Consider the following 23,336-nt stretch of genomic DNA (forward strand, 5'->3'; position numbering starts at 1 on the left):
GACTCTATTACAACATTCCTCTTAAGTGAATGTGTTTTAGAAGTGAAGGAAAATCAATCTCTAGGTGATGTTGTGCTTATCAAAAAACTACCCGTTAATATCCTAACCGCATGTATTCTTAGTGGCTTAAGCGGCCATGCATTGGCGTCTGCGCCTCAATCCTTTCATTTCTCTGGTCAAGATACCTACAAGGTGACGGCTGTTGATGTTTTTCGTCTTAGAAAAGACTTCCCAGAAGAGAATGTGACTAAGGCACTGAGGCCTATTTTTGGTGAAGTGTTTTATACAGAAGATACGTTCAAATCCGCGCTCTCTACGCAGTTAGATAGCGCGACTGTCGAGAAAATATACTCGAACATCAAAGCGAGAGCGACGCAAAAGAGTAAGCAGTTGTCTATTTTTGTTCATTCAGATAATGCTCTACAAATCACCTACCAAGACGCTGATGAAAAGGCATCGTTTAAACACTCAGATCTGATTGATCTATCGAAATTTAAAGCACCATCAAAGGTTAAGAAAACGAAACACGGCTTTAATACGCCAGCCTTGGATGTGTCTGTTGATGAGCAAACCTTATGTATTTCGGTTGAAAATCAGAAAGATAACCAATTAAGTGAAATTTGCCCGGATACAAACACCGCCTTTACCGTTTCAGCGGATGAGCAGTATCGACTTAATGGTTTAGGGCAAGAGTTTCAGAACCCAGGTGTTATTGACTCTAGTTGGAATGGCAAAGTGAGACACTCCAATAACCGTATGGAAGGGTTTAATGGCGGTGGAACAGGCAATACCATGTTCCCAATTTTATATGCATCATCACCAAATCAAACGGATTTTGCCGTCTATTTAGACAATATGTACTCAACACAGTGGGATTTCAGCCAGTCCCCGTGGAAAATTAAGTCTGCGCAAGGCGATGTGAACTTATTCTATTTCGCAGCCGAGAATCTCCCTGAATTGCGCCAGTCATATATGTCGATGGTTGGTAACCCACTTGTTCCACCAAGAAAGATGTTTGGTATGTGGTTATCGGAGTACGGCTTTGATAATTGGAAAGAGATGGACAGCAAGCTTGAAACGTTAGCGTCAAATGAATTTCCGATCGATGGCGTCGTGATGGATTTGCAGTGGTTTGGGAATGTTCAGCCTTACGATCCAATGAGCCATATGGGCACTTTGACTTGGGATGAAGATAATTTTCCAAAACCGAAACAGAAAATTGCTCAGTTAAAAGACGACGGCATTGGCATGATGTTGATTGAAGAGTCATACGTGAGCCGTGATCTCGAAGAGCATAGCATAATGGAAGAGTCTGGATTCTTAGCCAGAGACCCTAAAACAGGTAAAGCGATCAATACCAACTCAGACGGCGGTGGCTACTGGTGGGGTAAAGGCGGAATGATTGACTGGACTAATAAAGAGGCGGGTATTAAGTGGCATGATTGGAAACGCCAACCGCTGATTGATATGGGCGTAATTGGTCATTGGACGGATCTTGGCGAGCCCGAAATGTACAATAGCAATGGTATTTATGCTGGCGACCAAGGACACAATGAAATACACAACATTTTCAATTACAAATGGTTAGAAAGTATATACCAAGGCTATCAGCGTAATGATGTCAGCCAGCGTCCGTTCATTATGTCACGTTCAGGTGCGCCAGGTATTCAACGTTTTGGTGCTTCAATGTGGTCGGGTGATATTGGTTCTAATCTTACCAGCTTGTCGGTTCAGCTGGGTATGCAGACCAATATGATGTTATCGGGTATGGATTATTATGGTTCAGATATCGGTGGTTTCCATCGCGCGGGTTTAGGTGTGCCGAGTAAGGATAAAGACGCAGCGCTCGCTGAAACCTACACACAGTGGTTCGCATACAGTTCATTGTTTGACGTGCCTGTTCGTCCGCACACTGAGAACTTATGTAATTGTAAAGAAACAGCACCGGACAGAGTCGGTGATCTAGAGAGTAATAAGTCGAACCTAGAATTGAGGTATCAGCTAATTCCTTATATTTACTCAAATGCTCATACGGCACATTTAACCAACGCTCCTGTGTTCCCAAGTCTTGGTTTTGAGTTCGGAAACGATCCAAAAGCAGTAACGCTAAGCAATCACAAAATGATGGGTGAATCATTACTCAGTGTTGCTGTAGCAAAATTAGGCCAAAAAAATGTGGATGTGTATTTACCGAAAGGGAAGTGGTTTGATTTTAGAACAGGCGAATCATATAACAGTGATACTGGCATCGAGTTGAAAGAACAACCGCTCTATTCTGAGCTGAAAGGTGAAGCACTGTTCCAACTACCACTTTACGCGAAAGAGGGGGCCATTGTGCCATTCAACCCTGCTGCTAGCGGTAAGTTAACCAGTGACGTTCCTGAAACTATAGCGCTGAAAGTATTTGGTTTACCTCAACACAGTGAATTTACACTCTATGAAGATGATGGCGTCACTAACGAGTATTTGGATGGTGATTTAAGACGTACATTAATCAAACTAGATACGAAAAAATCTGAGGCAAAACTGACGCTCACGACGAGTGGGACTTATGAAGGCGCTCCTCAATTAAGACCAATATTGGTTGAGTGGCAACTTGATGGGCTCTCAGCAACAAAAGTCGAATTGAACGGTGAAAAAATCACATCATGGAAAATGCAAGGGAATATACTTGAACTGGCTATTGATGCTCAAAATGTATCGCATCAACAAACCATAATCGTGAGCTATTAGCTCATCGCTTAACTGATAATTACTTTCTCTTAAAGAGGCATCATTTTGGTGCCTCTTTTTTTGTAAGTAACGTATTGAACTTATTGATACTTCGGTTTTCTAAATATGCGATATTTATGGTTGCAGCCGCAATTTATAAATACATATGACCTGAAATTCTATAACATTGTAATCATGTGTCAGGCGAACTCTGACAATTCATAATCGCTAGTTGAAGTACAGAGAATCAATTATGTCCGTTCAAAAACTCGTTATCGTTGAAGATGATTTAAAACTTCAGTCAATGCTCAATGATTACTTTTTAAAACAAGGGTTTAACGTAATTACTGTGGGGGATGGAAATGAAGCTCCGCAGGTTATCCTCAATGAAAATCCAGATCTTGTGTTACTCGACCTCATGTTGCCTGGCCAAGATGGACTGACAATTTGTAGACAGATCAGAAATGACTATAGAGGTAAGATTTTGATGCTTACTGCAAGTGATGATGATTTTGATCATGTGGCCGCTCTAGAGACTGGAATGGATGATTTTGTGAGTAAACCGGTCAAGCCAAGGGTTCTCTTAGCTCGTATCCGTATGTTGTTACGTAGGGCAGAGAGTACTTCTGTGGTCGAAAACAAGAATGAATTACATTTTGGACAACTGAAGTTAAATAAAGCGCATCGTAGTTGTGAACTTGGTGCTCAGAACATTGTGATGACAGACAGCGAATTTGACCTGCTACTTTTACTCGCATCATCAGCGGAAGAGGTGCTGTCTCGGGATGTGCTCACTAAGTTACTTAGAGGCATCGAGTATGATGGCATTGATAGAACCGTCGATAATAAGATCGTCGCTCTAAGAAAAAAGCTGGGTGATGTGAGTGTGCCACCAAGGAAAATCATCACTGTTCGCGGTAAAGGGTATCTGTTTATCCCTGATGCATGGGAAAACTAGATTCGATAATGACAGTTATATGGTAGGGGTGAGATGCGAAGAATATATTTAGAGTCATTCTTTGGGCTTATATTACTTTTTTTTATGAGTTTAGTGGGCTATGAAATCGTTATTTATCAAATTAATACCGATTACGATTATATTTTACAAGAGTACGAAGCTGAGGCTTACCTAGACACCATTGATACAATATCTGATGGACAAGGAAAAGAAGCTGCGTTAGAAGCCCTGCATAACTTCACCAGTAAAACACGCCAAATACTGACCACTATACCTTCAGGTAGTGAGTCAAAAGAAGTTCGAGATGGAATCGCTGCTCATGTGGATCAGCGATTTTATTATGATGATGAACGCATTTTATGGTTTACGATAAACAATAGTAATGACATCTATACAATGGATGTTGATGCTGATGCACCGTTAATTCAGAAAATAGATTTTGATGACAATATCGTTTGGATATTTTTTATTTTTGGATTTGCTCTTTATTGCGTGCTTCTTATCTGGTTTTTAAGTCGCAGAATACGTGAATTAGAAAGAGTCACCTTGGCTTTTGCTGATGGTGATTTTAATGCGCGAGCACCTTTAAAAGGTTCAAAAAAAGTTGGAACTTTAAATCAAAGCTTTAACCACATGGCTGATAAAATTTCAGGTTTGATTACCAGTAACCGAGCGTTAACTAATGCGGTTGCACATGAGCTAAGAACCCCTATTTTTAGAGTGCAGTGGCAGGCTGAAATATTATCTGATACGAATTTGGATAAAGAACAGCAGAAGACGATTGCAAGCATCATTGAAGATACAGAAGAGATGGAGGCGATGGTTGATGAACTTCTGTATTATGCTCGTGTCGAGAGGCCAGATACAGATTTAAATCTACAGTCGATTTCAATCAATGAATGGATAACAGATCAAATTATTCGTTGGAGGAAAGATACAAAGATCAATATTAAGTCGGATTTGTTTGCGGTCGAAACTTACCTTACAGCAGACTCACATTTACTGAAAAGAGCGTTGGACAATTTAGTTAGAAATGGCTGTAAATTCGCACAGCAGAACATACATCTTGTTCTATCAAAAGATGAGGGCTATATCTGTATTGAAGTTCATGATGACGGTGAAGGAGTCAATGAGAAGCACTGGCCATATTTGTTTGATGCATTTTATAGTGCAGATTCAGCTCGAAACAAAAAGAAATCAGGGCATGGTTTAGGGCTGGCGATAGTCAAGCAAATTACCGATCGTCACCGCGGAAAAGTGAGCATTTCCCACAGTTATTTAGGCGGAGCTTGTTTTGTTGTAAAAATACCAAACGATGTTTGATTAATCTTTATAGTCAGATAATTAACGGTGTTCTATAAAAATATAGCGGTGCATTTGCACCGCTTTTTTTGTGTCTGACAGAGTATGACAAAAGCGAGACAAATTAGGACAGTCATATCCAATAAAACGCTGTACATTTACGTTACTTTAAATTTAATCAATAAGGTACCGTTATGAAAAAAATTATCTGGTTACTCGCAGTGACAAGCACTCTATCAGCGTGCGCTTACAACCAAAAACCTGTCGTAGATATGACAGGTGTCGATGCAAATCAATATGACCAAGATTTCAAGTATTGCCAGTCTTATGCAGAGCAAGTTGATAAAGCAGAAGCGGCTAAAACGGAAGCGAAGAATAGCGCAGTGACAGGAGCAGTAGTGGGTGCTCTTGTCGGTGTACTTGAAGATGGTGTCGGTGGGGCAGCTGTTGGTGCCGTTGCCGGAGGTGCTGTTGGTGCCGGAGCAGGAGCAGCAACCGGAGCAAATGATGCGACCGCAGTGCAAAGCAAAGTGTTAAGACGTTGTTTAGTGAAGAAAGGATACACCGTATATGATGCGGAAGATTAAGCAACTAATTTAATAATATTGAATTGAATTTAGGAATTGATGGACTATATTTTTCCTAATTTATAAAAAGTAAGAGGAAATAACTCAGTTGTACACATAAAATTCACGCGTACAAGATTAGTATGACCTCGAAATGATTTTCATATTTGGATGTATTATGAAACCAGGTAAAACCGGAATTGCTAGAATATATGATGCAACCGGATATTCAATGAAAGGTTTAAAAGCGGCATGGATAAATGAAGCCGCATTCCGACAAGAAGTGGTGCTTTGCTTTTTATTAACAATAGCTACATTTGTTTTTACAATTACCGACGTAGAAAGGGTTGTATTAATTGGTAGCTTAGTTTTAATCCTATTAGCCGAGTTACTTAACTCTGCAATAGAAGCTGTGGTTGACAGAATTGGGTCTGAATGGCACGAGTTGAGTGGCCGAGCAAAAGATATAGGCTCAGCCGCAGTATTTGTTTCGCTTGTTTTTGCCGCTTTAACATGGGCTATTATCCTGCTTTAACCTCTATTGGTAATAAAATGAATTATTTAATTAAGCCTCTCTTTAAAAGAAAGGTTTCATATACTTGTGTCACCTTTATACTCGCTTTGTATTTTGCGGTAGTGGTTAATATCCCTGTTTACAGCGAGCTTAGTTCAATATTGAATGATATCAATGGCGTTAAAGTCGGGTTTGTAATATCAATCCCAATTTTCTTTTTGGCAGCATTGAATCTAATTTTCAATCTGTTTAGTTGGCCGATGATTACAAAGCCATTTTTTGTAATAGTCTTAATTTTATCTAGTGTCGTAAGTTATGCGGGTTATAACTATGGAACTCTGTTTGACTATAATATGATCGCAAACGTTATAGAAACAGATACCAGTGAAGCCGGCTCTTATTTGAGTGTTTACTCCGTTGTGTGGACTCTCTTAATGGGTGTAGTGCCCGCTTTAATGCTAATGATGACGAAGCTGAGTGCGAACCAAAATATCATCAAAATGGTTTTATCTAAACTCGGTTCGATGTTAGCTTCCGTTATAGTGATTGCTTTAATTGCAATGATGTATTATCAAGATTATGCATCAGTAGGCAGAAATAATAGCGCACTTAAAAAAGCAATCATTCCAACTCAGTTTATATACAGCGCGACAGGCTTTATTAAGGATAAATACTTCACAACGCCACTTGAATATCAATATATTGGGACAGATGCAAAACAAAGTGATGAAGCTCTACAGGATTCAAAATCTAAGCCCACTCTGCTTGTATTTGTGGTCGGCGAAACTGCTCGTTCACAAAATTATGAATTAAACGGTTACTCTAAACCTACGAATGCGTTTACTCGCGATTTAGATGTGGTTTCATTTCAAAATGTTAGCTCTTGTGGAACCGCAACCGCCGTTTCTGTTCCATGTATGTTCTCTTCATTAACTAGAAATAATTTCGACCGTAAGGTTGCCGATAATCAAGATAACTTACTCGATATTTTAAATAGAGCGAAGGTGTCAGTGCTTTGGAAAGAGAATGATGGTGGGGATAAAAATGTCGCCGAACGCATTACAAAAAAAGTGGTAGATCGTAGTGAAGTGAATGAACTCTGTGATGGGAGTACATGCTATGACATGGCTCTGTTAGAAGGCTTTGAGCAAGATGTCGAGTCATTAGATGGTAATAGAATGATTGCATTGCACTTAATTGGCAGTCATGGACCAACGTATTATAAGCGTTACCCTAAAGAGGCGAGGAAATTCTTACCCGATTGCCCACGAAGCGATATTGAGAACTGCAGCGTTGAAGAGATAGTTAACACATATGACAATACGATTCTTTACACTGACTATGTCATCAGCCAAGCGATACAAAAGCTAAAAGATCTGAATGATAAATATAATACCGCGCTGGTATATATTTCTGACCATGGTGAATCTCTTGGAGAAAACGGTATGTTCTTACATGGAATGCCGTATGGATTAGCTCCAGAATATCAAACCAAAGTTCCCCTGATGCTTTGGATGTCTGATGGTTTCAAGCAGACTAAAAAGATCAACACTTCGTGCATTAAAGGTGAAGCGAGCAGTAACAAGTATTCTCAGGATAATATATTTCATTCTATTCTTGGTGTAATGGATGTAAATACTAATATCTATAATGAAAACATGGATATATTCAACTCCTGCAGAAGTTAACTTATTATTCAAGGGTGTAGTATGAAAAAGCTTGGTTTTTATGGATTGAAACCAGTAGTGATGTTTAGTGCCTTAACTTTACTAATATTAACTACAAGTCGATTTTTGCTTTCTCTATGGCTCAATGAAAGAGTGACAGACTCTTCGGGCTGGTTTTTTATTCTATTACAAGGTGTAAGAGTTGATATAGCTAGTATATGCTGGTTTTTTTTAATTCCGGCATTGCTTGCTGCTCTTCTACCTACAGAAAAAGCTGTAGGTAGAGTATGGGTTTATGTTCAGAGAATTTGGCTCGTAATAGGGCTTTGGATCTTTGTTTATATGGAACTTGCTACCGTTCCATTTATCCTAGAATACGACTTAAGGCCAAATAGGTTATTCATTGAATACTTAGTTTATCCAAAAGAAGTGTTTGGAATGCTCTTTACTGGCTATAAAACAGAATTATTTATTGGGCTAGTTGGGTCGTTAATAACTTTTTATTATGGTTGGAAATTTAGTGGTTATGCGACGAAAAACATTACCATGCCAAAGTTACATATAAGAATCATTATGGCGGTTTTAGTTGTACTTGTTGGTGTTGGGGGAGCTCGTTCATCTCTCGGTCATCGTCCAATAAACCCTGCAGCGGTGTCTTTCTCTACCGATCCATTAATGAATGATTTAGTTTTGAATTCTGCGTACTCGGTCATTTTCGCCTTAAAAAATATGGGCTCAGAAAAAAATGCAACCTCTATGTATGGCATGATGGCTAAGGATAGAATAGTAGACTTAGTGAGAGAATCTTCAGCTATATCTGGACGTTTTTTGAATGAAACTACAACATTAAATTATAATTCATCGAGTTATGAAGGGCCAAAAAAAAATTTGGTTATCTTGTTGCAAGAAAGCTTGGGGGCGAGATTTGTCGGTGGATTGGGTGGCTTACCTTTAACCCCTAATTTGGATGTATTAATTAAGGAAGGTTGGAGTTTTAACCAGATGTACGCAACCGGTACTCGCTCTGTTAGAGGTATTGAAGCGATGACAACGGGGTTTCCGCCAACGCCATCTCGTGCAGTCGTTAAGCTAAGCAAAAGCCAGAATGGATTTTTTAATATAGCAGCTTTACTTTCTGATTATGGCTATATGACTCAATTCATATATGGTGGAGAAAGTCACTTTGATAATATGAAAAGCTTTTTTCTAGGTAATGGTTTTCAAAATATCGTTGATGAGAGTGATTATAAACAACCGATATTTACTGGTTCATGGGGGGTGTCTGATGAAGATTTGTACAACATGGCAGACCAACAATTTACGAAAATGAACAAGGAAGATAGACCTTTTTTCAGCTTAGTTTTCACTTCATCAAATCATAGTCCGTTTGAATACCCTGATGGGAAAATTGAGCAATACGATGCTGAGAAACATACTCGTAATAACACTGTTAAATATTCAGATTATGCACTTGGTAAGTTTTTCGAAAAAGCTAAACAATCTGAGTATTGGGATAATACGATTTTTGTGGTTATTGCTGACCATGATTCAAGAGTAAGCGCGACAGATTTGATTCCTGTCGACAGATTCCATATCCCAGCAGTGATCGTGGGGAAAGATATTCAACCACGAAATGATGATCGCTTGGCGAGCAATATAGATATGCCTTCAACACTGATGTCTTTGATTGGAGTTTCATCAGTTTCACCTATGCTTGGACACGATTTAACGAAACCACTATTGAAAGAAGATGAACGAGCAATGATGCAGTTTGCGAATAACTTTGGTTATCTTACTAGAGACAATTTAGTTGTATTGACACCGGGTAATACACCTTATGCTTACTCATATGACTTCGACAAAAAAACTCAGCAACCGATGGAAGTTAATTCTGAAGTCATTGATATTGCAAAAGCTAACGCATTATGGGGGAGTTTGGCATACAATCAGAACCTATATACCATGCCAAAATCCTCTGAGATAAATAAGATTATATCTGAGTTTGAAAAACGATAATTATTAGTACTTAAGCAAATGTTATTAATAAATATTCGATAGTGTTTGATTTCATTAAAAATCGCTACAGCTAAGTATTTAGTTGTAGCGATTTTTATTATCAAGATTAAATTTTATTTGTGTTGATATGCTCAATCGCTTCACGGAAATTTAAGCCATATTCTTCCGCTCGAATGCATTTAACAATTTGTACATTTTCTTTTTCAGCTAGATCAACGCGAACCACATCACTGTATTTACGAGAGCTCAAGTCATAGAAGGTGTAGACTTTCGGCTTCGTTGAATCATCTATGTTGCGAGTGTCAACAATCGCAAGCTTGTCAGATGTTAATTCAACCATTGCACCAACAGGGTATGAGCCCACGCAATCAATGAATTTTTTAACTAACACTTCGTCTAGATCACCTTCAGCTGCCATTTTGCGCACAATAGTGAATGCTTTAGTATGAGTAAATCCTTGCTTATAGCAACGTGTTGCTGTTAATGCGTCAAATACGTCACAAATACCAATTATTCGGCCATTGAGTGGAATATCCTCTCCAGATAAACCGTATGGGTAGCCTTTACCATTGATTTTTTCATGGTGCAGAGCGGCAGTGCTTAGCGCTAGTTTGGATAACCCTGGTGTTTTTTCTAACCTAGTGATTGAGTGGTCGATATGTTTTTTCATAATATCGAACTCTGGATGAGTTAACCGCGCTGGCTTGTGCAGAATATTGTCTGGAATATCAATTTTACCGACATCATGCAAAATTGCACCGACAGTCATGTGCTGAATAACTTCTTTCTTGAGATTGAGGTAACGAGCAAACATGGCCGTGAGAATAGCAACACCTAGCGAGTGCTCTAACAAATACTCATCTTTTTCACGAATATTCAGCATACAGCTGATAGCGTTAGGGTTTTTGAATAACATATCTATGGACTTATCAGTGGCTGCTTTCACAAGTTCCACATCAATTTGTAATCCGTTTTGTATGTTTTCAAAAACTTTTCTTTGTACAGATTTAGACTCGATAAAAAGCTCACTTGCTTCATCAAGATCTTCAAACGCACTCTTATGCTGTAAGTGTTTTATATGGTTTTCAGATTTAACGTATTTACGTTTTTCTGGATTAACCATGACACTTATTACGCCATTTTCTGCGAGCTTTTTAATGGTTGACTGTCTTTTTACCCAGTCGGGATCACGCAAACGCGAGTTACTTTTTTGTTGCGCGATTTCTACGATGTACATTCCAATTTCTAGATCGGATAGATTTACTTCCTGAAGCACCAGATTTGCTCCTTATTTATTCTTATAACTGGATAGAGCAATAATTCTACTATCTACCAAGATAGGGCAATTTTGCCCAGTAGTATTGGTATTAATTATATAAATTTTTAGTTATGTGCGAGCAATCTCGATATTGTATATAAGTTTCATCTAATGGAAAGTGCAAAAGCGCCTCACTAGCCGAATTTTTTGAACAAGTTACCCAAATATAGGGAACGAAGTTGATCCCTTGGCGTAATTATGAACATGAGCTGACGCTTTTCATTTGTGCTGTTGTGTATCACTTTGTATCAGTATGTCGTACTAAGTGTCATGCCCAGAATTACAGTATTGATGTTGTTAAAGTGATTTCAAGTAAACACATCGTTTCTCGAAATAGGGCTTATTGCAATGAATATAAAACTTGCGCTTTTAACCACAATGGTTGTTTCATCTCTTGTTGGTTGTAATTCAACATCTTCAACATCAACAGCGGTCTCTCCTAACTCCGGAGTATTTGAATCAAGCTGCTCAATTCCTATGGATGGTGATCAGCCTCTGTCATTCACAGTGGAAGGGGATATCGCAAAAGTGACTGGGGTTGTTTGTGACGGGACACCATCCGCATTTAGTAAGATGTTGGCAGCGAACTCCAATATAAAAACATTATCACTCATTAATATTGATGGCTCAGCGGACGATGATGCGAACCTACAGTTAGGCAGGCTTATTAGACAAAGTGGAGTTACAACGTCAATTGGGAAAACTGGGCATGTTGCGTCTGGTGGTACCGATCTGTTTCTCGCTGGAACAAAGAGAAGACTCGTAGAAGGTGCTAGAGTGGGAGTGCATTCTTGGAGTGATGGAGTAAAGGATGGTGGGAGCTTTCCTATATCAAGCCCCGTGCATAAGCCATATTTAGATTACTATCAAGAAATGGGGGTTCCTGCGAGTTTCTATTGGTTTACGCTTAATGTCGCTGCGTCAGATGAGATGCACTATATGACGAGCAAAGAGATTGAACAATATCAACTGATCACCAAAGTCGAAAACGTCGGGATTACTCCGGTTCCAGCTTCTCTTTCGGCAACGTATAGTCCGGCACTGAAATTTGACCGCTATACTTCGCTTGTTGCACCAAATGGAAAACCGATTCATATCGTGTCGCAAGATCAGATAACCGATAATCAAATCATCCGAGTACGCTCTGTGTTAAGCCATTATTTAACGGATTACACTTCATCTGAATTTGGGGATGATAAAACGGGTGTCATTAATAAGATGGCAGATAACGGTGCATTATTGATGTTGTTGAATGGCAGTGATGACGGAAGTAACTCAGCGTCAGAACTTGATGGTCAGCCTTTATACAAGAATGAAATCCAAGTTGAAGGGGGAGAGTGGTACATCAAACAAGACTATAATCACCGAGATGCGACATATGAAGAGATTCTGCACTTGGTTCATGATTACGGTATTGGTGTGGATCAAAACCAATCATTTGATGGTGTACTACCTGAGTATCAGGCCGAAATTCGAAGTGCTCAAGTTACAGCACTAACTCAGAGCATATGGGGACTTGGGGACGAAAATAAGGACTGGATCACGGAGCTAACCCAAGAAAATAGTCTCTCTCAAGAATATTTAGCCGCTGTTGTTGATTCGTATTATGGACTATGGGGGGCATGGAATTCGGATGCTTCAGGAAACGCTGCTTTGAATACAGCAGATAGCCAAAAAGGAATGTGGGGAATTTATTTGGCAAAGACTAGGGCGGAAATTCTGATAGAAGATCCTCTTGGTGCTGAACTAATGACTAAATTTTTCCACCCTTACATCACCTATAATGCTCGAATTGATGAGAGTTTTAATGGCACTTTCAGCTTGAAATATGATGCGTCAAAACCTTACACGAATCATTCTCGCTATTTAAAAGATATCACCTTAACAGGTACCAATGATTCTAATGTAATCATTAACCAACTCGATAATGTGATTACAGGTAACTCAGGAAATAATAGCGTTATATTTTCAGGAGCAGAAAGTGATTATACAATAACCAAAACTGACGCGAATCGTTATGTTATCGTAGACAATCAAGCGGGAAGGGATGGCAAAGTGACGGTGAAAGATATTGAGATATTGAAGTTTTCAAATTCTGAACAAGAACTCTAAAGCTTAAATAGTAAAGTTTGAGCCCCTTTTTTACTGCGTTTTGGTGTTAAAATGTTCGTTGAGCTTGGTTTTTAACCATTTGAATCAAATCAATATAATTTATTGTTGACTCATTTTCTTAATCAGTTAAAGTACACCTCGTTCTCAGGGAGCAACGCACAGTTAGCTTGTTGAGTAAAAGAATTTTACGAAAATTGGAATTGTCATTATTGACAGTGGTGCCGATTATCGCAATCAAGAATTGCGTGCCCTGGTGGTGGAATTGGTAGACACAAGGGATTTAAAATCCCTCGGCGTTCGCGCTGTGCCGGTTCAAGTCCGGCCCGGGGCACCATCTTACTTTTAGTAAAATCGAAACAAAGCTCATTAGAGCAATATCAATTATGGCGCCTTGGCAGAGTGGCTATGCAGCGGATTGCAAATCCGTGGACCTCGGTTCGACTCCGGGAGGCGCCTCCATTATTGATTAAAAGCCCTAGCAGAAATGCTGGGGCTTTTTTCATATCTATCACAAATCACTTTTGCTTTTTTAGTGTGTATTTCTTTAATTATAAAATTTGCGCGCATTAATTAGGTAAATACAGTTGGTTTATAAATTAGTTAGTAATAAATAATAGGGCAAAGTACATCGTTGGTCTGATTTTAATTGTAGCGCTACAACAATTGAGCAATATTTAAAGTGCTAGAGAACACGTTATCTATTATATTTTATGCATATACATGCAATGTAATATTCGATATTTGGAACGTAAGCATTTAATGTTATATAAATTTATATTCCGAGCAAATATCACATTATTGTCAAAATTCTTAATATAAACTCCGCGCGAATTGATTTTTTAGGACTTTATTCGGGAATTTATATGTTATCTATTATTATATCTCTGATCGTGACAGGGCTTGTTGCGACTTTTGTACTCAAGGGATACAAGGCTCAAGCCATCTTAATTGCTGGTGGTATTGTTTTGATGGTTTCAGCAATGCTAATTGGGCAGGATTTGCCACTACCAGAAAGTGCTTCTACGGGGTCTCAATGGCTTGATATTTTCCATTTTATTAAGCTCACGTTTTCAAGTCAGAGCGCCGGTTTAGGTCTGAAAATCATGGCAATTGCCGGCTTTGCTTTTTATATGCATGAGATTGGTGCATCAGAGGCATTGGTGCGTGTTCTTACTCGTCCGCTAACTCACATTAAGCATATGCCTTACCTGTTTATGGCGATGTGTTTCATTATTGGTGAGTTTCTTTCTATTTTCATTACAAGTGCATCTGGTTTAGGTGTACTACTAATGGTGACGCTATATCCATTAATGCGAAGTGTTGGTTTAAGTCGTTTGTCTGCATGTGCGCCTATTGCGACTGCGGTTGCGGTAGAGATGGGACCGGGTCAAGGTAACGTGAACTTTGCAGCAGAGATCATTGGTATAGATGTTGTTGATTACGTTGTGCAATATCAATTGACGGTTGCGCTTGCTGCATTAACTGTTATTGCTGTTCTTCATGTGCTGGTACAAAAGTATTTTGATGTAAAAAGTGGCCATATCGCAAGTGAACATCGCCATTTGAATGAGCAATCAGAAACTGTGGCTGTAAGCGAAGAAAGCTCAGCGATTGCGCCTACCATCTACGCTATTTTACCGGTTATTCCTTTAGTGCTTATTTTTACATTCAGTAAATTAATGATAAGTAGCATTAAAATGGACGTGACTACTGCAATGCTCGTTTCTATTGTTATCACTCTAGGATTTGAATTTGTCCGTCGTGACAATGCTAAAGCGGTCGTTGATTCGATTCAAATATTCTTCGATGGGATGGGGCGTCAGTTTGCTAACGTCGTGACATTCATTGTTGCAGGCCAAGTTTTTGCGCAAGGTTTGAAAACCATTGGTGCCATCGATGTGATTGTAAATGCAGCCGAATCTGCTGGATTTAGCCCAGTACTTATGACGATTGTGATGGTCGCAATCATTATGGTTTCAGCTATTTTAATGGGGTCAGGTAATGCGGCATTTTTCTCGTTTGCCAATTTAGTTCCTGAAATCGCAGGTAAGATGGGCATTGCACCAGTGATGATGCTGTTACCGATGCAGTTTGTTGCCGGGATGAGTCGTAATATCTCACCAATCGCACCTAACATGGTTGCCATTGCGGGCGTTGCAGATGTCTCACCATTTGAACTTGCAAAAAGAACAACGATTCCAATGGTCGGCGGGATCCTCATCTCTGTATTTGTCAGTATCATTAGTTTTTAGCATCCTCAAAATGACTCTTGCTGAGAATCAAGATTGGAACCTGATTTAGTGCAATTTGATTTAGGGTGATCAGACAATATACAATCAATGAATGGTGAGAACGGCAGATTTTAATGCCTGTAACTTATATGCCTCAGTTAGATACTGGGGCTTTTTTGTGCCAGTAAAACACCATTTGAACAGATGAATGTTTCTTTAATACGTGTCTTATATGAAGTTAGTGGAACCGTTTTTGTTACAAAGTAATTAATTCGTAGTCTAATGATTTTTCATCCTGTTGTTCTTTCTGGGTTTACATTGTAAATATTCAGTACTGTTTCTATCTTGTTGTAATTAAAAGTATTAATGACTCTGTTTACGTTCTGAATATAAGCATTAAATGTTGCCTTTATGTGATTTTGTGGCACTTGTATGTTGTGAGATGTGGTTTTTTGGTGAAATAATAGTTTGTACTCTAACTATTTTTCTGGCATTTTATACTTAATTGACCGTTCAATAAAAAATAAAAGGTTCAGAAATGCCCAAGGTTGGAATGCCAGATATTCGCAAACCGCAACTTGTTAAAGCGACGATGGCAGTGATAGATCGAGTAGGGCTTCATGGTGCGAGCATTTCGTTGATCAGCAAAGAAGCTGGTGTGTCGACTGGGATCATTAATCACTATTTTGGCGGCAAACACGGCCTGCTTGAAGAGACGATGCGAGAGATCCTTCGTCAGCTGTCCACCAGTATCACTTCCCAATTGAAATTACTGCCTGTGGATGCTCACCATCAGCGGATCAACGCGATCATTAAAGGTAATTTCGAAGGCTATCAAGTTAAAAATGAAGTAGCTAAAACGTGGTTAGCATTCTGGTCTTATTCAATGCATGACGTTCAGCTTAAACGCTTACAACGGGTCAATGAAAAACGTCTATTGTCACATCTTAAAATTGAGTTGAAAGCATTATTGCCAATTGAACAAGCAGATCTCGTGGCTCACGGGGTTGCTTCATTAATTGATGGTATATGGCTGCGGGGCACACTCAACCCTGATGGTATTGATGGAGAGAAAGCCACTGAAATCATCAACGATTACTTAGATAAACAACTCACCTTTTATTCCCAACAATCGATGAATTCTTGATGATTTAAGAACGTATCGAGTCAGTTACTTCTAATACATCACTCATTCACAAAATTAAAATAAGTTAGATTCTTCAAATGGAAATGAAATCACTATACATCGATGGTAAAGCGGTATGCGCAACATCTGCTGAAACCTTTACCAGTTATAACCCTGCAAATGGAGAAGCGATTGCAGAGATAGGGCAAGCGTCTCAACAAGATCTTGATCTCGCAATGGAATCCGCTAAACGTGGCTTTGCTATATGGTCCGGAATGTCACCTATAGAACGCAGCCGAATTTTACTTAAAGCCGTCGAAATACTGAGACAGCGAAATGATGAACTTGCAGCATTAGAAGTCGCCGATACCGGAAAACCATTACAAGAAGCGCTAGAAGTGGATATCGCTTCTGGTGCCGATGTGATCGAATATTTCGCAGGCCTCGTTCCCGCTATGCAGGGTGATCAGCAACCACTGAGTGACAATCAGTTTTTCTACACTCGACGTGAACCCTTGGGAGTTTGCGCGGGCATCGGCGCTTGGAATTATCCTGTTCAAATTGCAATGTGGAAATCCGCACCCGCATTAGCCGCGGGTAATGCGATGGTTTTCAAACCTTCCGAAGAGACACCACTTACCGCATTGAAATTAGCCGAAATATACACAGAAGCGGGACTGCCAGACGGTGTATTTAACGTGGTGCAAGGGGATTACCGTGTTGGCCAAATGCTTACCGCGCACCCTGATGTAGCTAAAGTCTCCTTCACTGGAGAAACGGGAACAGGTAAAGCGGTGATGGCCGACAGTGCGAAAACACTTAAATCGGTCACCATGGAGCTTGGTGGAAAGTCACCACTTGTGATTTTTGATGATGCAAAATTGAATGATGCGGTATCTGCCGCCATGGTTGCCAACTTCTATACACAAGGTGAAGTTTGTACCAATGGCACGAGAGTGTTTGTTCATGAGTCTATTTATGACGATTTTATTTTGCAGCTAAAAGAGAGAACGGAAAAGCTGACCGTTGGCGATCCAATGGATTTGGAGACTCAAATTGGCGCTCTGATCTCAAAGGAGCATTTAGGAAAAGTGTTAGATGCTATTGAGACGGCAAAAGCCAGTGGTGCAACGCTACTGACGGGCGGTTATCAAGTGACAGAAAATGGTTTAGATAAAGGCAATTTTGTCGCCCCAACGGTTTTTGTTGATTGCACAGATGATATGCCGCATGTCCAAAGTGAAATCTTCGGCCCTGTTATGTCCGTTTTAAAGTTTAGCCATGAAGCCGAGGTTATTCAGCGAGCTAATGACACCCATTATGGCTTAGCGGCTGGGATCTTCACTCAAAACTTATCCAGAGCACATCGAGTCATTCATCAGATGCAAGCTGGGATCTGTTGGGTCAATACTTGGGGGGATTCTCCTGCTGAGATGCCGGTAGGCGGATATAAAATGTCTGGAATTGGCCGTGAGAATGGACCAGAAACACTTCTGCATTACACCCAAACGAAAAGTGTACTGATTGAGCTTGGTGATTATGCCAGCCCTTACGCTTAATTCGATTTTCTAACGTCAAGGAGACGACCAATGCAACAAAGCTACGATTATATTATCGTTGGCGCGGGTTCGGCTGGCTGTGTGTTAGCGGATCGGTTAACGGAAAGTGGCGAATTTAACGTTCTACTTTTAGAAGCGGGCGGTACGGATAGAAGCATCTTCATCCAGATGCCAACCGCACTCTCATACCCGATGAATTCAGAAAGATACGCTTGGCAGTTTGAAACTCAAGCCGAGCAGGGCATTGATGGTCGGAAGTTGCACTGCCCACGAGGAAAAGTACTTGGTGGTAGTTCATCAATCAACGGCATGGTCTATGTTCGCGGTCATGCATGTGATTTTGATGAGTGGGAAGAGAAAGGTGCGAATGGCTGGAATTATCAAGCTTGCCTACCATATTTTCGTCGTGCTGAAACTTGGATTCAAGGCGAGGATGAATACCGAGGTGGAACTGGACCGTTGGGTACCTGTAACGGTAACGATATGACTTTAAATCCGCTTTACCAAGCTTTTATTGATGCAGGGAAAGAAGCCGGATATCCCGAAACAAAAGATTATAACGGTTATCAGCAAGAGGGTTTTGGCCCAATGCACATGACCGTTAAAAAAGGCATACGAGCGTCGACGTCTAATGCTTACCTGCGCCGTGCAATGAAGCGTAAAAATTTAACCTTGATGACGGGAATTGTCGCGCGAAAAGTGATTTTGGAAGGAAAAACAGCCGTTGGCGTTGAATTCGAAAAATCGGGGAAAACGCTACAAGCTCGCGCAACAAAAGAAGTGATTTCGAGTGCGGGTTCCATTGGTTCGGTTCAACTGTTGCAGCTTTCAGGCATTGGACCTAAAGAAGTGCTGAGCCAAGCCGGTGTCGAACTAAAACATGATCTACCTGGTGTTGGCCAGAATCTACAAGATCACTTGGAAGTCTATTTTCAATATCATTGCTCTCAACCGATCACTCTAAACAGTAAATTAGGCCTTGTCAGCAAAGGGTTAATTGGTGCGGAATGGATTTTGACTCGAAAAGGTTTAGGTGCGACCAATCACTTTGAGTCTTGCGGCTTTATACGTTCTCGCAAAGGGCTTAAATGGCCAAATATCCAATATCACTTCCTCCCAGCAGCAATGCGTTATGACGGCAATGCGGCATTTGATGGTCATGGATTCCAAGTTCATGTTGGGCCAAATAAGCCTGAGAGTCGAGGTTCTGTGGAGATAACGTCTACCGATCCGCATGCGAAACCAAAGATCAGTTTTAATTACATTTCAACACCCCAAGACCGCCAAGACTGGCGTGATTGTATTCGCTTAACACGCGAACTTCTTGCACAGCCTGCACTTGATGAGTATCGCGGAGAAGAGATTCAACCGGGAATGCATATCACCTCTGATGAGGACATAGATGAATGGGTTAAGCAAAATGTAGAAAGTGCTTATCACCCATCATGCAGTTGTAAGATGGGTTCTCATGATGATCCAACAGCAGTCTTAGATGAAGCTTGCCGAGTACGCGGAATTGCTCAGCTCCGTGTGGTGGACTCGTCTATTTTCCCGACCATTCCAAATGGCAATTTAAATGCGCCAACGATCATGGTTGCAGAACGGGCAGCCGATTTGATTTTAGGTAACGCGCTGCTTGAGGCGAAAAATGTCCCGGTTTGGATCGCACCAGATTGGGAAAAGAGACAAAGAGTAAATAAACCAGAAAGAGAATTGGACACGATCTCTTCAAAATAGAAAGTCAGTAATCATTACAAGGAATATTTATGTCAACGACAACAAAGACCTTACTTGCATTAGGCATCAGTTCAATCGCTTTTAACGCAGCAGCAAATCAGTGTGAGACGGTAAGATTTTCAGATGTAGGCTGGACGGATATTACGGCCACTACAGCGGTAACGACCGAATTACTTAAAGGCATGGGCTATAAAACTAAGATTGACCTATTGTCAGTACCCGTGACGTATTCATCAATGGCGAATGGTGATATTGATGTGTTTTTGGGTAACTGGATGCCAACGATGGAAGGTGACATCGCGAAATATCGTGAAGCAGGTACCGTTGAAACGGTTCGAGCAAACTTAGAAGGGGCTAAATATACACTGGCTGTTCCTAAGTATGTTTACGATGCTGGCGTAAAGAGTTTTGCAGATCTCGCGAAGTACTCAGATAAGTTTAAAGGGCGCATTTATGGTATTGAACCGGGTAATGACGGCAACCGCTTGATTCAGTCAATGATCGACTCCGATGCATTTGGACTGAAAGAGTTTAGCTTGGTTGAATCGAGTGAAGCAGGCATGGTGTCTCAAGTGTCTCGTGCTGTGCGTCGTAATCAGTGGATCGCATACCTTGGTTGGGCACCACACCCAATGAACAGCAATGTAGAAATGGAATACCTTTCAGGCGGTGATGACTTCTTTGGTCCTAATTATGGTGGAGCAAATGTCTACACCAACGTTAGACATGACTACTTGTCTGAATGCAAAAATGTTGGTCAGCTTTTACAAAACTTAAACTTCACGCTTGAGATGGAAAATGAGTTGATGGAAGCGATTTTGAATCAAAGTGTTAAACCAGAAAAAGCCGCTCAAAAATGGATTGCTGAAAATCCACAACAAGTTGAACTGTGGTTGAAGAACGTGAAATCACAAACAGGCGAATCAGCACAAAAAGCAGTGACTCAGTATCTTAAACAAGTGAAAGCGTAACGGTTGAAGCCTCAATACAAGGCGCTTAGTCGTAGCGTTTGTGTTGAGTTAATTACATTCTTCACGGTAACCACAGAGGAATTTGTGTTTATCGTGAAGTTCACGGGTCAGTTCTGTTTGCCCGACAAATAAAGGTAGTATTGTGAATTTTATTACGGATAACAAAATCCCACTTGGTCAATGGATGGAAGCGGGCGTGGATTGGTTAACCATCAACGCCGCTGGTCTTTTTGATGCCATCTCATTCTTTCTCGAAACTGTGATTCTTTTTCTGGTCGATGTATTTAAATGGATGCCCGCAGCGGTGCCTATTGTTATCACCGCTGCTCTAGCGTGGTATCTACATCGCAAAATATCTTTGGTGGTATTTGTTGTCGCGGCACTGCTGTTGATCCTTAATCTTGGCTACTGGCAAGAAATGCTGGAAACCTTTGTCCTCGTCTTTGCAGCGACAACGATTTCCGTATTAATTGGCGTTCCGGTAGGGATCATGGCGGCACATCGACCTTGGCTTTATACCATATTGAGGCCGATTTTAGATCTCATGCAGACCGTTCCAACGTTTGTGTATTTAATTCCAACGTTAGTACTGTTTGGGCTTGGTATCGTACCAGGACTGATTTCAACCATTATATTTGCAATCGCGGCTCCAATTCGTCTTACCTATTTAGGCGTCACTAAAGTACCAGAAGAGTTGATTGAAGCGGGTAAAGCGTTTGGTGCCAGTCGAATGAAGTTATTACTTAAGGTTGAATTACCTGCGGCACTTCCAAGTATTATGGCAGGGGTAACGCAATGCATTATGTTGTCCCTTTCAATGGTGGTGATTGCAGCTTTAGTCGGTGCGGATGGGCTAGGAAAACCAGTCGTGAGAGCTTTAAATACCGTAAATATCTCGCAAGGTTTTGAAGCGGGGCTTGCTATTGTACTCGTGGCGATCATTTTGGATCGTCTATGTAAAACCCCTAACCAGAAGGAAGCGTAATTATGGATGCGATTACGATCAAAAACTTAGATGTTGTATTTGGCAAACAAGCTCAACAGGCTTTGAATCTTTTGGATGAAGGGAAAACACGTCAGGAAATTATTGATCAAACGGGTCAGGTTGTTGGCGTTGATAACGTTAGCCTGAGCGTTAAAGAGGGCGAAATTTGCGTATTGATGGGGTTATCGGGTTCCGGTAAATCCAGCTTACTTAGAGCCGTTAATGGTTTAAATGAAATCAGCCGTGGTTCATTAGAAGTGAAAGATGGAGATGCACACGTTGATTTGGCTGAGTGTGATGAAGCAACGTTGCGTCACCTCCGCGGGAACCGCGTTTCTATGGTATTTCAAAAGTTTGCATTAATGCCTTGGCTGAGCGTGTTAGATAACGTTGCTTTCGGGCTTGAAATGCAGGGTATGCCAAAAGCAGAACGCAGAGCAAAAGCGCGTGAACAGCTTGAAATGGTTGGCTTAGCGGAGTGGGAAACGAAATACCCACATGAACTCTCTGGTGGAATGCAGCAGCGTGTTGGTTTGGCTCGTGCTTTTGCAATGGATACCGATATTTTATTAATGGACGAACCATTTTCGGCATTGGATCCTTTAATTAGAGCGCAACTGCAAGATGAGCTACTGACTCTGCAAAGCAAACTGAATAAAACGATTCTGTTCGTTAGCCATGATTTAGATGAAGCGCTCAAAATTGGCAATAATATTGCGATTATGGAGTCAGGTAAGCTTATTCAGCATGGAAAACCTGAAGATATCGTATTAAAACCAAAAACACAGTATGTGAAAGATTTTGTCGCACATACCAACCCTCTCAATGTTCTAAAAGGTCGCTCTTTGATGCAGCCTTTGGCATCACTTAATTTAGAGAATAACCGTTTGCTGATTTGTGAGCAAAAAGAGCTGTGGATCGAACAGAAAGAAGAGGGAATCGCAGTTGTGAATTCACCAGAGGATTCGCTGGTCGAGTGGGGTGAGAAGGACTCGGATTGGAGTGAGATTCATGACTCGACATTAGTGACTGCTAGCCCGAATATAAGTATGCGCGATGCGATCCAATTGAAAAAGTTGAGTGACTATCCGATTCTTTTGGTCGAAGACGGACAACTAATTGGCTTGCTGAATGACAGCGAATTTTATAATGCTCTATTAGGAAAATTTCAAACACATCAAGCAGCGTAATACTTACCTTTTCCTAATAGTATTAATAAAATGGGAACGGCTTCGTTCTCATTTTTATTTTTCTTCTCACCGTCTTTGTCATCATCTATCTCTATCTCATAACTCATGACTGTAGCTCTTATTTCCTATTCTTGCGGTATGAATGGATGAATGTAAAGCAATGTGGGTAATGTGATTCAAAAGTTTCAGTTTGTGAAATTTTACAACGTATTTCCTTTGATGTTTCATTCATGTGTTTCCATTTATTCACATTCCCTGATGCTTTAACGCTCAGTTTGGTTGATTTTAGAGCGCTTACACCTCTTTAGTACTACCCCTTTAGGGTAGTTTATTTCCGTAATTGATTTACATCATTTATTAATTTTCTTTCAT

At 40.5% G+C, this 23,336-nt stretch carries 16 protein-coding genes and 2 tRNA genes; 17 read left to right on the top strand and 1 reads right to left on the bottom strand.

The features are described from left to right. Positions 1-42: 42 nt before the first annotated feature. The 7 genes from OCV39_RS18360 to OCV39_RS18390 all read left to right on the top strand — a co-directional run bounded on the left by OCV39_RS18360 (position 43) and on the right by OCV39_RS18390 (position 9,735). Positions 43-2,733 (top strand): glycoside hydrolase family 31 protein, encoded by a 2,691-nt coding sequence (locus OCV39_RS18360; RefSeq protein WP_261889634.1) that lies wholly within the window; start codon positions 43-45, stop codon positions 2,731-2,733. A 229-nt stretch (positions 2,734-2,962) separates the two neighbouring features. Then, positions 2,963-3,670, top strand: a complete 708-nt coding sequence (locus OCV39_RS18365) for a response regulator (protein ID WP_390903274.1) — start codon at positions 2,963-2,965, stop codon at positions 3,668-3,670. A gap of 33 nt (positions 3,671-3,703) precedes the next feature. After that, positions 3,704-4,993 (top strand): ATP-binding protein, encoded by a 1,290-nt coding sequence (locus tag OCV39_RS18370; protein ID WP_261889636.1) that lies wholly within the window; start codon positions 3,704-3,706, stop codon positions 4,991-4,993. A 173-nt stretch (positions 4,994-5,166) separates the two neighbouring features. After that, entirely contained in the window at positions 5,167-5,559 is a 393-nt protein-coding gene (locus OCV39_RS18375; RefSeq protein ID WP_136995303.1) for a glycine zipper family protein, read from the top strand. A 157-nt stretch (positions 5,560-5,716) separates the two neighbouring features. Continuing rightward, positions 5,717-6,073 (top strand): diacylglycerol kinase, encoded by a 357-nt coding sequence (locus OCV39_RS18380; protein WP_113799692.1) that lies wholly within the window; start codon positions 5,717-5,719, stop codon positions 6,071-6,073. Positions 6,074-6,090: 17 nt separating this feature from the next. Beyond that, positions 6,091-7,740 carry a phosphoethanolamine transferase gene (locus OCV39_RS18385; protein WP_261889637.1) on the top strand — a complete coding sequence of 550 codons (1,650 nt, stop codon included), beginning with the start codon at positions 6,091-6,093 and terminating at the stop codon, positions 7,738-7,740. Between the two features lie 21 nt (positions 7,741-7,761). Next, complete coding sequence (locus OCV39_RS18390) at positions 7,762-9,735, top strand: LTA synthase family protein (protein ID WP_261889638.1); 1,974 nt, start codon at positions 7,762-7,764, stop codon at positions 9,733-9,735. Between the two features lie 106 nt (positions 9,736-9,841). Here OCV39_RS18390 and OCV39_RS18395 read toward each other — a convergent pair whose 3' ends face one another. Then, positions 9,842-11,011 (bottom strand): HD-GYP domain-containing protein, encoded by a 1,170-nt coding sequence (locus OCV39_RS18395; protein ID WP_171757407.1) that lies wholly within the window; start codon positions 11,009-11,011, stop codon positions 9,842-9,844. Between the two features lie 390 nt (positions 11,012-11,401). Here OCV39_RS18395 and OCV39_RS18400 point away from each other — a divergent pair, with 390 nt between their 5' ends. The 10 genes from OCV39_RS18400 (at position 11,402) to choV (ending at position 22,964) form a co-directional block, all read left to right on the top strand. Next, on the top strand, positions 11,402-13,165 hold the full coding sequence (locus OCV39_RS18400; RefSeq protein ID WP_261889639.1) for a COG3904 family protein: 1,764 nt from the start codon (positions 11,402-11,404) through the stop codon (positions 13,163-13,165). A 247-nt stretch (positions 13,166-13,412) separates the two neighbouring features. After that, positions 13,413-13,499 (top strand) — tRNA-Leu (locus tag OCV39_RS18405). Positions 13,500-13,550: 51 nt separating this feature from the next. Next, positions 13,551-13,624 (top strand) — tRNA-Cys (locus OCV39_RS18410). A gap of 404 nt (positions 13,625-14,028) precedes the next feature. Then, complete coding sequence (dcuC, locus tag OCV39_RS18415) at positions 14,029-15,417, top strand: C4-dicarboxylate transporter DcuC (RefSeq protein ID WP_171756379.1); 1,389 nt, start codon at positions 14,029-14,031, stop codon at positions 15,415-15,417. Between the two features lie 517 nt (positions 15,418-15,934). Further along, positions 15,935-16,543: a transcriptional regulator BetI gene (betI, locus tag OCV39_RS18420; protein ID WP_017052820.1), complete on the top strand. Its 609-nt coding sequence runs from the start codon at positions 15,935-15,937 to the stop codon at positions 16,541-16,543. Between the two features lie 77 nt (positions 16,544-16,620). Further along, positions 16,621-18,081 carry a betaine-aldehyde dehydrogenase gene (gene betB / locus OCV39_RS18425; RefSeq protein WP_261889640.1) on the top strand — a complete coding sequence of 487 codons (1,461 nt, stop codon included), beginning with the start codon at positions 16,621-16,623 and terminating at the stop codon, positions 18,079-18,081. A gap of 30 nt (positions 18,082-18,111) precedes the next feature. Beyond that, on the top strand, positions 18,112-19,818 hold the full coding sequence (gene betA, locus OCV39_RS18430; RefSeq protein WP_261889641.1) for a choline dehydrogenase: 1,707 nt from the start codon (positions 18,112-18,114) through the stop codon (positions 19,816-19,818). Positions 19,819-19,847: 29 nt separating this feature from the next. Next, positions 19,848-20,789, top strand: a complete 942-nt coding sequence (locus OCV39_RS18435; protein ID WP_261889642.1) for a choline ABC transporter substrate-binding protein — start codon at positions 19,848-19,850, stop codon at positions 20,787-20,789. A gap of 142 nt (positions 20,790-20,931) precedes the next feature. After that, positions 20,932-21,774, top strand: a complete 843-nt coding sequence (gene choW, locus OCV39_RS18440; protein ID WP_017052816.1) for a choline ABC transporter permease subunit — start codon at positions 20,932-20,934, stop codon at positions 21,772-21,774. A 2-nt stretch (positions 21,775-21,776) separates the two neighbouring features. Then, positions 21,777-22,964: a choline ABC transporter ATP-binding protein gene (gene choV / locus OCV39_RS18445; RefSeq protein ID WP_261889643.1), complete on the top strand. Its 1,188-nt coding sequence runs from the start codon at positions 21,777-21,779 to the stop codon at positions 22,962-22,964. Positions 22,965-23,336 lie beyond the last annotated feature (372 nt).

Source organism: Vibrio cortegadensis (assembly GCF_024347395.1).
GTDB classification, from domain to species: Bacteria; Pseudomonadota; Gammaproteobacteria; order Enterobacterales; family Vibrionaceae; genus Vibrio; species Vibrio cortegadensis.